The organism is Streptomyces sp. NBC_01460, from assembly GCF_036227405.1.
Classification (GTDB): Bacteria; Actinomycetota; Actinomycetes; order Streptomycetales; family Streptomycetaceae; genus Streptomyces.
This window is the reverse complement of the sequence record NZ_CP109473.1, coordinates 2,113,518-2,125,038: the sequence shown is the minus strand read 5'-3', so window position 1 is coordinate 2,125,038 and position 11,521 is coordinate 2,113,518. Positions and strand designations below refer to the sequence as shown.

Genomic DNA, 11,521 nt, shown 5'->3' with positions numbered 1-11,521 from the left:
CTTCGGTGACATGACCCATCACACCGAACACCCTCCGACGGGCCTGCCGGCCGGACGCGCGAAGGCGCGCCGGCCGGCAGGTGCCGTCGTCGTCGTACTGGTCGCCCTGGCGGCGCTCGTCCTGGCCGTCGTGGGAACACTCCTGTGGTGGCTGGGGGACCGGCTGCCCGAGGGCGCCGACCGCACCCGTACGGAGAACCAGCGCCTCCAGGTGGCCGGCCTCGCCCGGCAGCTGGCGGACGCGGCCCACGACGGGGAGCTCACGGACTCCGAGATCGACCGCGTCGCGCGGGCCGACCCCTGGCGGGTGGACCGGCCGGACGGCGGTGCCGTACGCATCGTCGTCACGACGGTCCCGGCCCTGGCCGACGAACCGGCGTCGTGCACGGAGTTCACCCTCCCCGCCCCCCTGGGGCCGGCCACCGAGGCCGCCCACCGGCCGGCGAAGGAGACCTGCCCGGTACGCGACTGAGCACCGCACCCCCGACCGTGGCCCGAGGGAGAGGTGCCTGCCGGCGGGAGCTGGGGGCCGTGCCGCGGTACCGCCGTCCGGCCCCTTCCCGCAGCCGAAGTCCGCCGCTCAGTCCCGCGCGAGGAACGAGGCGATGGCCTCGGCGAACCCCGGATCGCGTACGGCCGTCAGGTGGTCCCCCGGGAGCACGGTCAGCTCCGCCCCCGCTATCGCCGAGGCCAGCACCTCGGGCCGGGTCGCGAGGGGGTCGTTCCCGCCGGCGAGGACCAGCGTCGGGACCACGATCCGGTCCAGCGGCAGCGCGTCCCGGTGCACCGCCCGGATCTGCGCGGCCAGCGCCAGCCGGTCCCCGCCCGCCGTGTCGGCCAGGACCCTGAAGGCCCGGGTCCGCTCGGGTGCGTCCGCCGCGTCCTCGGCCGTCAGCGCCGCCGACACCAGCTCGGGAGGCATCACCCGGGTGTCCAGTCCGCCCACCTCCACCGCGCCGGCGCCGATTCCTCCGGCGACCAGGCGGCTGATCCTGGGGTCCTCCGCCGCGGCGAGGACCGCCACCACGGCGCCCATGGAGTAGCCCGCGAGGTGCACCCGCTCCTCGCCGATCCGGTCGATCAGCAGACGGACGTCACGGGCCATCAGCGACTCGCCGTAGTGCGTGTCGTCGTGCGGCCGGTCCGACTCGCCGTGGCCGCGCGCGTCCAGGGCGTACACCCGGCGTCCCCGTGCCACGAGCGCCTCGACGACGCCGGGCCCCTCCCAGTTCAGCCGGGCGTTCGCCGCGAAACCGTGCAGCAGCACCACCGGGGGCAGGGAGGTGTCCGGGTTGCGCGACCAGGACCAGTAACGCAGGGTCAAACCGTCGTGTGTACGCAATTCATCAGTCATGCACCGACGTTACGGGCGGCCGCCGCCGACCGGGCCGGGACTGTGCCTCCGCACAGCGCGCACGCCGTTCCGTTGGGAGCCCGCACCGCTCCGGGCCGACCGGGAACAGGGAGCGGACGCGAGCCTTCCGACGCTGTTTACGCAGAAGTAACGTGAAGAGCGTGACCCCAACGACGACCGTGCACAGTCCGCTCCGGCTGTACGGCCGCAGCGGTGAACTGGCCATCCTGGAAACCCTGTTGGGACGGCTGCGGGCAGGGGACGGCGGAGCGCTCGTGCTGACCTCACCGCCCGGCCTCGGCCGCACCGCGCTGCTGCGGCAGACCGCCTCCCACTACCTCGCGGGACACGGCGGCCCCGTGCTGTTCGCCGCCGCGGCCCCGACCGAACAGCGACTGCCCTACAGCGGGCTGCACGCCCTGCTCTGCTCGGCGCCCGGCCCGCTGCCCCTCGCCCCCGACAGCGTCCTGCGCTCCGGGATCACCCCTGGCGGTCTGCTCGGCCTGCTGCGGGGCCTGGGCGCCGAACAGCCCCTGCTGGTCTGCGTGGACGACGCGCACGCCTGGGACCCGGACTCCCGCGCGGCGCTCGGCTTCGCGGCCCGCAGACTCGGCGCGGGCAGCCGCGTCGCGGTGGTGATCGGCGCCGCCGACGAGACCGCCTTCGCCGGCCTGCCCGCGCTGCGCCTCGGCCCGCTCGACGACGACGCGGCGACCGCCCTGCTGGACCGGCTCACCGACGGCACGGCCGAGGTCGACCCCGTCGTACGCAGCGAACTCCTGCGCGAAGCGGCCGGGAACCCGCGCCTCATGGCCGGACTCGCCGGCCGCCTCACCCCCGGCCAGCTGGCCGGGCGCAGCGCACTGCCGTACCCGCTGCCCGGGGCCGAGAGCGTCCTCGACGCCCACGCCGGGCATCTGGACGGGCTCTCCCCCGACACCCACACCCTGCTCCTGCTGGCCGCGGCGGCTGAGGAGCACGAGCCCGACGGGGCCGGGGCGGACGCGGCTCTGCTGCTGCGGGCCGGAGCCCGGGCCGGACTGGCCACCGCCTACCTCGACCGGGTGCTCTTCGCGCCCGCCGGCACCGCCGGAGCCCTCCAGCGGGCGGGCAGCCGCGTGCACTTCAGCCACCCGCTGCTGCGCCGCGCGGTCCTGCACAGGGCGCCCCCGGGCCGCCGCCGGGCCGTGCACGAACTGCTCGCCGGGCTCCTCACCGGTCCGGGCCCGGCGCCGCTTCCCGCCCTCGTCCAGCGGGCCTGTGCCGCACCCGGGCCGGACGCCGGTCTCGCCGGGCAGCTGGAAGCGGCGGCCGCCGCCCCCCGGCCTCACGGCGAACGCTCGGCCGCGCTGGCACGCGCCGCCGCGCTCTCCACCGACGACACCCTGCGCGCCGCACGGTTCACCGCCGCCGCCGAGCAGGCGTGGCTGGCCGGCGACACCGGCCGCGCCCGCGCGATGCTGGCCCGCGTCGGCCCCCACCCCGCCGGGGGTGCCGCGCCCTACGTACGCGGCATGCTCGCCCTGCGCGACGGGCCGGCGGCCGACGCCCGGGAGGCGCTCCTGGCGGCGGCGGAGCTGCTCGCCCCCCACGATCCGCGCCGCACCCTGGACGCGCTGTTCGGCGCGGCGGAGGCGGCGTGGGCCATGGGGGACGCCATCGCGTACCTGGACGCGATGAACCGCATCCCCGTCACGGCGGCCGACCGGTCCATGGCGCAATACCGCGCCGGGATGTGCGCGGTGCTCGCCGGGCACCCCGACCGGGGCCATGCCCTCCTGCGGTGCTGCCTCGACTCCGCCGACCGCGCCGAGGACGCGGACGAACTCCTGCGGGCCGGTGCCTCGGCGCTGGTGCTCGGCGAGGTCGACGCGGCCTGCCGGGCGGGTGCCCGCGCCCTCGCCGTCATCCGCACCCGGGGCCCCGAGGCCCTGCTGCCGCACGCCCTGGAACAGCTCGCGTACGCCGAACTGCGTGCCGGGCAGCACGCCAGGGCCCGGGCCCACGCGCTGGAAGGGCTGCACGCGGCACGGCGCACCGGGCAGCAGAACTCCGCCACGCATCTGCACGCCGTGCTCGCGCTCGCCGCCTCGGTGGAGGGACCCGCCGAGGCGTGCGCCGCCCACGCGGACGCCGCGCTGGCCGGTGCGGGGCCGCACGGCCTGTCGCAGGCCGCCATGCTCGCCACCTGGGCGGTCGCCCGCGCCGACCTGGCGGCCGGACGGCCCGGTGAGGCGGCGGCCCGGCTGGGACCGCTGGTCAGGCCGGGGCCCGGAACAGGACACTTCGCCACCCGGATGCTCGCCGTGCCCTGCTACGTCGAGGCGACGGTGCTCTCCGGCCGAGCGGAGGAGGCGGCCGCCGAGCTCGCGCTGGCGGTCCAGGAGTTCGCCCTGTGGACGGCGCGGACGACCGACCCCCAGGTGCCCGCCCAGCTGGCCCGCTGCCGCGCCCTGCTGGCGCCGCCCGAGGAGGCGGCCGCGCGGTACGAGGAGGCACTGGCCCACCACGACCGCGCGGGCGGCGACTTCGAGCGCGCCCGCACCCAGCTGCTCCACGGCCAGCTGCTGCGCCGTCTGCGCCGCACCCGCGAGGCGCGGGGCCCGCTGCGCGACGCGCTGGTCGCCTTCGAACGCTGTTCGGCACGCGTCTGGGCCGACCGGGCGGGAGGGGAGCTGCGGGCCGCCGGAGAGGCGGTGGACGCGCCCGACCAGAGCGGCCCCGGACCGCTGGCCGGGCTGACCCCGCAACAGCAGCGCATCGCCCGCTGCGTCGCCGAGGGGGCGACCAACCGTGAGGTGGCGCTGCGGCTCTCGGTGAGCCCGCGGACCGTCGACCACCATCTCCGCAACGTCTTCGCCGCGCTCGGCGTACGGTCCCGGACCGAGCTCGCGAGGCTGCTGGACCGCGGGGGCGGGGCGAGGTTGCAGGACCGTGATGAGAAGAACCGCGCAGACCTCTAGGTACCGACCGGGCGGTATGCCATTCTGCGTCCGTCAGGATCAATCGGTGTGCGCCTGCCCAATGCCGGGCCGGGCGCGCACCGGGGCCGGCGAAACCGCAGCCGGCCGATTCCCGGTGGAGGCCGCCATGCCACAGGTCGTACGTTCACGGATCAGGGCGCTGCACGGACCGCCCCCCGTCGCACCGTTGCCGCACCGCGCCCGCTCCCTGGCCGACCGTGAGGCCGTGGCGGTGCTCCACCGGGCGGCCCGTGTGCTGCTGGAGGCGCTGCCGGAGCTCACGGACCGGCTGGTCGAGGCGCTGCGGGAGCAGGAGCCCGCCTACCGCGCCGCGATGGAGAGCGAGCCCGCGGAGATCTGGCAGGAGGTCCACCACTCGCTGCGCCACAACGTCGCCTCCCTCATCCAGCCCCGGGAGTTCCGGGAGGCCGCCCACCGCACCTCCCGCTGGATCGGCGAGAGCCGGGCCGAACAGGGCGTCCCCCTCGACGCGGTCATGCACGCCTTCCGGATGGGCGGCGCGATGGTCTGGCAGGACCTGGTCGACGACACGGCCCGCCGCCACCCCGAGGACACCCGCCTGCTCGTCCATGTCGCCGCAGACGTCTGGAACTTCGTCGACGAGCACTGCGCGGTGGTGGCCGAGGCGTACCGGCAGGCGGAGCGGCGGCTCTCCTGGCGCCGCGAGAACCAGCAGCGCCTGATGACGGCGGCCCTGCTGGACGGCACCGCGCGGATCGCGGACCTGCCGGACGCCGCCGCGATGCTGGGGCTGCCGGTGCACGGGCGGTACGCGGTCCTCGCGGTCGCCGGTGCCCGCCGCGCCCCGCACGGCACGGGGCGTCCGCCCCTCGACCTGCCCGAGGAGACACCCGCGCTCTGGCACTCCGCGGGCGACGTGGACCTGGCGGTCCTTCCGCTGGGGGCGGTCCCGGCCGCCTCCGAGGAGGAGCCGCGGTGCGAGGGCGAGGACGGGCCCGCGGTTCCCGGCCGCCCCGCCTCCGACGGTGAACTCGCCTCGCTCGCCGAGGGGCTGGCGGCGCCTCCGGGGACACGGGTCGGCGTCAGCTCCGTCGTCGAAGGGCTGGCGTCCGTCGGTGACGCGCGGCGCCTCGCCGAGACGGCGCTCAAGGCCTGCCCGGCGTCCGGCGGCACCGTCCTGCTCGACGCACACCTTCCCGCCGCGCTCGTCGTGTCCTCGCCCGGCCTCGGATCGGCGCTCGCCGACCGGGTCCTCGGGCCGCTGGACCGCCTCGACCCGGCGGACCGGGACGTGCTCATCGAGACGCTGACGGCCTGGCTCGACTCGGACGGCTCGGCCCAGCGGGCGGGGGCGAAGCTGTACTGCCACCGCAACACGGTGCTGAACCGGCTGCGCCGCTTCGAGCAGCTGACGGGGCGTTGCCTGACACGGCCGACCGACGCGGTCGAGGTGTCCCTGGCGCTCACGGCGCGGCGGCTGCTGGCCGGCTGAGCCCGCCCCCTCCCGGCCCCACCGGCCGGGTGCTTCCCACCGGACACGCGGACGGCGGGGTGGCGCCCGGCCGTCCGTCGTCCCGGATCGGCGCGGACGCGCGGCCCGGACGAGCGGCCCGTACGGCCCGGCCGGCGCGCCCCTCCCACCGGACGGCGCGCACCTCCCACCGGCCGGACGGCCTTGTGCGGGCGCACAGTCCTGTGCCGGAAGGGCTGTACCCGCGCCGCGCCCCGCGCCTGCCCCCTGTGCCGCACCCGCACCGGCTGGTGCCATGGCGCGCATGTCTTCAGCTGCCCCTTGCAGAGCCGTACCGGCGGAGCGAACCCGGTGAGCGGCGCGATCGACGCCCGGTCCCTGGCCGTGGTCATCTTCCTCGGCTTCGTCGCCGTGTCCCTGCTGCTGTGCGGACTTGCCGCGGCCGACCAGGACGACCCGGAGCACTTCTACGCGGGCGGGTCCACCCTCGGCCCCGTAGGCGGCGGACTGGCCATCGCCGGGGACTACGTCTCCGCCGCCACCCTGCTCTCCACCACCGGTTCCGTCGCACTCGCCGGGTTCGACGGCCTGCTGTTCGCCCTGGCCACGGTCGCCTCACTCGCCCTGGTCATGCGCCTCTTCGCCGAACGCCTCCGCCGCAAGGGCGTGTTCACCCTGGGGGACTTCCTCGCCGACCGCCTCGGCGACGGGTCCGTACGCCGGGCGCTCGGCGTGGCCACCCTCGTCGTGCTGGCCCCGCTGCTCCTCGTACAGCTCACCACCGCCGGCCGCGTCATGACCTCCATGTTCGGACTGCCCGACGGCGCGCTCACCGGCTGCACCGTCGCCAGCGGCGCGCTGATGGTCTGTTACTCGGCGTTCGGCGGGATGCGCGGCACCGGCTACATCCAGATCCTCAAGGTGGCCGTCGTCCTCGGGGCCGTCACGCTGCTCGCGGGGCTCGTCCTCGCACGCTTCGGATGGTCGCCGTTCGCCCTCTTCGACGCCGCGCAGGCGGGCAGCAAGGCGGGCGGCGCCTACGCGCGCCCGGGTCTGCAGTTCGGCCACGGGCTCGCCGGCGGGCTCGACCTGATCGGCTTCCAGATCACCCTGGTCCTCGGTGCCGCGTGCATGCCCCACATCATGATGCGGCTCCACCCGGTCCGTGACGCCTGGACCGCCCGCCGGGCCGGAGTCTGGGCCGTGGCCCCCGTGGCCCTGCTGTGCGCCGGCATCGTCGTCGTCGGGCTCGGTGCCTCGGCGCTGATCGGCCGGGACCTGCTGCACGCCGCCGATCCGGCCGGCGGCACCGCCCTCCTGATGGTGACCGGCGCCCTGGACCCCGGTGCGACCGGGCCGCGGGACAGCCCGCTGTTCGCGCTCGTGGCCTGCGCCGCGTTCGCGACCACCCTGGCCGCGGTCGCCGGGATCACCCTGGCCGCCGCCTCGTCCCTGGCCCGCGACTTCACGCTGAAGTCGGGCGCGCAGGGCGAGGGCAAGGCCTCCAGCAGGGAGATCCGGCGTGCCCGCTGGGCCGTCGTCGGGATCGGCGCGCTCGCCGTGCTCCTCTCGGCGTACACCCACGACCGCAACCCCCAGGTGCTGCTCTCCCTGTCGTTCGCGGCGGCGGCCTCGATCCTGCCGCCCGTCCTGCTGTACGCCCTGTTCCGGCCGGGTTTCGACGCCCGCGGGGTGCGGTGGACCGTGTACGGGACGCTGCCGCTGATCGGCGTCCTGATGGTCCTGTCACCGGCGTTCTCGGGCACGCCCGTCGCCCTCTACCCGGAGTGGGACTTCGCCGTGTTCCCGCTCCAGACCCCGGGCATCGTCACGATCCCGGCGGGATTCCTCCTCGGCGTGCTCGGTTCGCGACGGGGCCCGGACGCCGCACCGGACGAGCGGCACCGTCACCGGGCCAGGTGGGCACCCGTCCGCGCCCGCGACGGCGCCTGAGCGGCCGCACACGGGCGGGCCCGGCCTCCCCGGGGCCCGCACGGCCGGACCCGCCACGGACCGGACCCGCCACGGACCGGCCCGGCTACAGGCCGAGCTCCGCCGTGTGCAGCCGGGCCAGCGCGTCCTTGTCGCCGTCCAGCTCCACCCGTGCCGCGTCCTGCCGCCCCGCCGCGAACAGCAGCAGCTCACCCGGCTCCCCGGTGACCGTCACCACCGGGGTGCCCTTGTGGGCCACCGCGGTCTGGCCGTCGGGGCGCCGCAGCACCAGACCCACCGGCGAGCGGCGGCCCATCATCCGGGCCGTCCTCTCGGTGCGCGACCACAGCACGTCGGCGAAGACCGGATCGAGGTCCCGCTGCGACCAGTCGGGCTGCGCCCGGCGCACGTCCTCCGCGTGGATGTAGAACTCGACGGTGTTCGCCGCCTCGTCCAGCTGCTTCAGCCCGAAGGGTGACAACCGGGGCGGCCCCGTACGGATGAGCTGGATCAGCTCCTCGTACGGCTTGGCGGCGAACTCGGCCTGGACCCGTTCCAGCCGGTTCTTCAGGGCGCCCAGCAGGAGCCCGCCCGCCGCGTCCGCACGGCGCTCGCGCACCACGACATGGGCGGCCAGGTCACGGGTCTTCCAGCCGTTGCACAGGGTCTGGGCTTCGGGGCCCGCCGCTTCCAACAGGTCGGCGAGCAGAAGACGTTCACGCTTCGCATGGGTCGACATGCCCGCCAGCGTACGACCGCCGCCCCCGGTCCGCCCAGTGGACGGACGACCGGGAGGCCCCGTCCGGCGCGGCACAATGGGCCCATGACCAGCACGCCCGGCTCCACGCCCGCCAGCAATCTCGACCCGGCCGTCGCCGCCCGCCTCAAGCGCGGCCCCGACGGTCTCGTCCCGGCCATCGCCCAGCAGTACGACACGGGCGAGGTGCTCATGCTCGGCTGGATGGACGACGAGGCGCTGCACCGCACCCTCACCACCGGCCGCTGCACCTACTGGTCCCGCAGCCGCCAGGAGTACTGGGTCAAGGGCGACACCTCCGGACACGTCCAGCGGGTGAAGTCCGTCGCCCTGGACTGCGACGCCGACACCGTCCTGGTGAAGGTCGACCAGACGGGTGCCGCCTGCCACACCGGCGACCGCACCTGCTTCGACCAGGACGTCCTCCCGCTCACCGCGCCCCGATAAGGTCAGCCGCCATGGATCTCGACACGTTCCGCAAGCTCGCCGTCGACCGGCGTGTCATCCCCGTCAGCCGCCGGCTCCTCGCGGACGGCGACACCCCGGTCGGGCTCTACCGCAAGCTCGCGGCCGAGCGCACCGGCACGTTCCTCCTCGAATCCGCGGAGAACGGCCGCACCTGGTCCCGCTACTCCTTCATCGGGGTACGCAGCGCCGCCACCCTGACCGCCCTCGACGGACAGGCCCACTGGCTCGGCGCCCCGCCCGTCGGCGTCCCCGTCGACGGGGACCCGCTGCAGGCGCTGCGGGCCACGGTCGAGACCCTGCACACCCCGCGCGACCTGGTCGCCGACGACGGTCTGCCCCCGTTCACCGGCGGCATGGTCGGCTACCTCGGCTACGACGTCGTGCGCCGGCTGGAGCGGATCACCGAGCACGGCGGCGACGACCTGAAGCTCCCCGAACTGACCATGCTGCTCACCTCGGACCTCGCCGTGCTCGACCACGGGAACGGCACCGTCCTGCTGATCGCCAACGCGATCAACCACAACGACCTGGACACCGGGGTCGACGAGGCCTACGCGGACGCGGTCGCCCGGCTCGACGCCATGGAACGCGACCTCTCCCGCCCGGTGGAGAACGCCCCCGCAGCGCTGCCGCCCTCCGAGCTCCCGCCCTACACCGCCCTCTGGGGCGGCCAGGCCTTCATGGACGCCGTCGAGGACGTCAAGGAGCGCATCAGGGCAGGCGAGGCCTTCCAGGTCGTCCCCTCCCAGCGCTTCGAGACGCCGTGCACGGCGAGTGCGCTGGACGTCTACCGGGTCCTGCGGGCCACCAACCCGTCGCCGTACATGTACCTCTTCCGCTTCGACGGTTTCGACGTCGTCGGCTCCAGCCCCGAGGCGCTCGTCAAGGTCGAGGACGGCCGGGCGATGGTCCATCCGATCGCCGGGACGAGGCACCGCGGCGCCACCCCGCAGGAGGACCAGGCGCTCGCCGACGAGCTCCTCGCCGACCCGAAGGAACGCGCCGAGCACCTGATGCTCGTCGACCTCGGCCGCAACGACCTGGGGCGGGTCTGCGAACCCGGCAGCGTCGAGGTCGTCGACTTCATGTCGGTCGAGCGCTACTCGCACGTGATGCACATCGTCTCCACCGTCACCGGACGCGTCGCCGAGGGCCGCGGCGCCTTCGACGTCCTCACCGCCTGCTTCCCCGCCGGCACCCTGTCGGGCGCGCCCAAGCCCCGCGCCCTGCAGATCATCGAGGAGCTCGAACCGTCCCGGCGCGGCCTGTACGGCGGATGCGTGGGCTACCTCGACTTCGCCGGGGACTCCGACACCGCCATCGCCATCCGGACCGCCCTGCTCCGTGACGGCACGGCCTACGTCCAGGCGGGCGCGGGCATCGTCGCGGACTCCGACCCGGTCGCCGAGGACACCGAGTGCCGCAACAAGGCCGCCGCGGTCCTGCGCGCCGTGCACACGGCGAACCGCCTCGGGGCCCACTGAGACGGGTCTCACGCCGCCGCCGGCACCGTGGGGCCCTCCTACCGGCCCCCTTTCGCCGACCGGTCCGGGCCGGTAGGGGATAGTGGGGTACGTGAGTGCTGTCCCCGTACCCCAGCCCCGTTCCCGAGCCGCCTCCGCGCCCGACAGCGCGGCGAGCCGCCGAAGCCTGGCCGCCGGACTGCTCCTCGGGGCGGCCGGCGCCACCGTCGTACTCCTCGCCTCCGGGCAGACCTGGGCGAAGGGCGAGGCGGCCGTCGGCGGCGGCGTCCTGCCGCTGAGCGCCGACGGCCAGGACGTCACCGGCCTCCCGGCGGCCCTGGCCGTCGTCGGCCTGGCCGCCCTCGTCGCCGTCTTCGCCGTCCGCGGCGGCGGACGGCTGGCCGTCGCCGCCCTGCTGGCCCTCAGCGGCCTCGGCGCCGGACTGAGCGCCTGGGCGGGCGCCTCGGACAGCGCGGCCCTCGACGAACGGGCCGCGCAGACCACCGGCGACACCGCGGCCACCGTCGGCGCCCTCAGCCACACCGCGTGGCCCTACGTCACCGCGGCCGGCGGCCTGCTGATCCTGCTCGCCGGGCTGCTCGCCCTGCGCTACGGCAGGCGCTGGCCCGCCATGTCGGGGCGGTACGAACGCGACGGCACCCCCCGCCCCCGCAAGGCCCCCCGCACCGCCCCGGACCCCGAGCGGCCCGAGGAACTGTGGAAGGCACTGGACCGCGGCGAGGACCCGACGCGCGAGGCGTGACCCCCAGCCTCACGTCCACCGGCGCGTACGGGACAATGGCAGCGGGCCTTTCCCACAGCGACACCTTCAGCGCAACACCAACAAGGAGCAACTCATGGCGGGCAGCAGCCACGGACACACCCCGGCCGCCTGGACCGGTGTCATCATCTCCTTCATCGGCTTCTGCATCGCGGGCCTCTTCATGGTCGCGGCGAACACGCTCGGCTTCTGGGCCGGGATCGTCGTCGTCCTCCTCGGGGGTGTCGTCGGTCTCGCCATGAAGCTGGCCGGTCTCGGCATGCCGAAGGAGTCCGAGGAGATGGCGGCCGCCAGGGCCCGCGCCTCGCAGGCCCAGATCACGGCCTGAGGCGGTCCACCGGCAGGTGCCG

General features: G+C 75.6%; 10 protein-coding genes. 8 read left to right on the top strand and 2 right to left on the bottom strand.

Features of this window, described 5'->3' with window-relative positions:
* Nucleotides 1-10 precede the first annotated feature (10 nt).
* Nucleotides 11-472, top strand: a complete 462-nt coding sequence (locus OG488_RS09465; RefSeq protein WP_329227723.1) for a hypothetical protein — start codon at nt 11-13, stop codon at nt 470-472.
* Between the two features lie 108 nt (nt 473-580).
* Here the strand turns inward: OG488_RS09465 and OG488_RS09460 are convergent, their stop codons facing one another.
* Nucleotides 581-1,354 (bottom strand): alpha/beta fold hydrolase, encoded by a 774-nt coding sequence (locus tag OG488_RS09460; RefSeq protein WP_329227721.1) that lies wholly within the window; start codon nt 1,352-1,354, stop codon nt 581-583.
* A gap of 161 nt (nt 1,355-1,515) precedes the next feature.
* Here OG488_RS09460 and OG488_RS09455 point away from each other — a divergent pair, with 161 nt between their 5' ends.
* The 3 genes from OG488_RS09455 to OG488_RS09445 all read left to right on the top strand — a co-directional run bounded on the left by OG488_RS09455 (nt 1,516) and on the right by OG488_RS09445 (nt 7,723).
* Nucleotides 1,516-4,317 carry a helix-turn-helix transcriptional regulator gene (locus OG488_RS09455; protein ID WP_329227719.1) on the top strand — a complete coding sequence of 934 codons (2,802 nt, stop codon included), beginning with the start codon at nt 1,516-1,518 and terminating at the stop codon, nt 4,315-4,317.
* Nucleotides 4,318-4,444: 127 nt separating this feature from the next.
* The gene (locus OG488_RS09450; RefSeq protein WP_329227717.1) at nt 4,445-5,791 is read left to right on the top strand and encodes a PucR family transcriptional regulator; all 1,347 of its coding nucleotides are present in this window, start codon (nt 4,445-4,447) and stop codon (nt 5,789-5,791) included.
* Between the two features lie 330 nt (nt 5,792-6,121).
* On the top strand, nt 6,122-7,723 hold the full coding sequence (locus OG488_RS09445; RefSeq protein ID WP_329227716.1) for a sodium/solute symporter: 1,602 nt from the start codon (nt 6,122-6,124) through the stop codon (nt 7,721-7,723).
* An 85-nt stretch (nt 7,724-7,808) separates the two neighbouring features.
* Here the strand turns inward: OG488_RS09445 and OG488_RS09440 are convergent, their stop codons facing one another.
* Nucleotides 7,809-8,441 carry a TIGR03085 family metal-binding protein gene (locus tag OG488_RS09440; protein ID WP_329227714.1) on the bottom strand — a complete coding sequence of 211 codons (633 nt, stop codon included), beginning with the start codon at nt 8,439-8,441 and terminating at the stop codon, nt 7,809-7,811.
* 84 nt (nt 8,442-8,525) lie between these two features.
* Between OG488_RS09440 and hisI the strand changes: the two genes are divergently transcribed.
* The 4 genes from hisI to OG488_RS09420 all read left to right on the top strand — a co-directional run bounded on the left by hisI (nt 8,526) and on the right by OG488_RS09420 (nt 11,499).
* A complete protein-coding gene (gene hisI / locus OG488_RS09435; RefSeq protein ID WP_329227712.1) occupies nt 8,526-8,906 on the top strand; it encodes a phosphoribosyl-AMP cyclohydrolase in 381 nt (126 codons plus the stop codon).
* An 11-nt stretch (nt 8,907-8,917) separates the two neighbouring features.
* Nucleotides 8,918-10,411, top strand: coding sequence for an anthranilate synthase component I (locus OG488_RS09430; protein WP_329227709.1), 1,494 nt, complete (start codon nt 8,918-8,920; stop codon nt 10,409-10,411).
* An 82-nt stretch (nt 10,412-10,493) separates the two neighbouring features.
* Nucleotides 10,494-11,153 (top strand): TIGR02234 family membrane protein, encoded by a 660-nt coding sequence (locus tag OG488_RS09425; protein ID WP_329227707.1) that lies wholly within the window; start codon nt 10,494-10,496, stop codon nt 11,151-11,153.
* A 94-nt stretch (nt 11,154-11,247) separates the two neighbouring features.
* Nucleotides 11,248-11,499: an HGxxPAAW family protein gene (locus tag OG488_RS09420; RefSeq protein WP_329227705.1), complete on the top strand. Its 252-nt coding sequence runs from the start codon at nt 11,248-11,250 to the stop codon at nt 11,497-11,499.
* The last annotated feature ends 22 nt before the right edge of the window (nt 11,500-11,521 follow it).

What these genes read in the sequence shown, in the direction of transcription:
- OG488_RS09465 (WP_329227723.1), top strand. Translation starts at nt 11, where the DNA reads ATGACCCATCACACCGAACACCCTCCGACGGGCCTGCCGGCCGGACGC.
- OG488_RS09460 (WP_329227721.1), bottom strand. Translation starts at nt 1,354, where the DNA reads ATGACTGATGAATTGCGTACACACGACGGTTTGACCCTGCGTTACTGG.
- OG488_RS09450 (WP_329227717.1), top strand. Translation starts at nt 4,445, where the DNA reads ATGCCACAGGTCGTACGTTCACGGATCAGGGCGCTGCACGGACCGCCC.
- OG488_RS09440 (WP_329227714.1), bottom strand. Translation starts at nt 8,441, where the DNA reads ATGTCGACCCATGCGAAGCGTGAACGTCTTCTGCTCGCCGACCTGTTG.
- hisI (WP_329227712.1), top strand. Translation starts at nt 8,526, where the DNA reads ATGACCAGCACGCCCGGCTCCACGCCCGCCAGCAATCTCGACCCGGCC.
- OG488_RS09430 (WP_329227709.1), top strand. Translation starts at nt 8,918, where the DNA reads ATGGATCTCGACACGTTCCGCAAGCTCGCCGTCGACCGGCGTGTCATC.
- OG488_RS09420 (WP_329227705.1), top strand. Translation starts at nt 11,248, where the DNA reads ATGGCGGGCAGCAGCCACGGACACACCCCGGCCGCCTGGACCGGTGTC.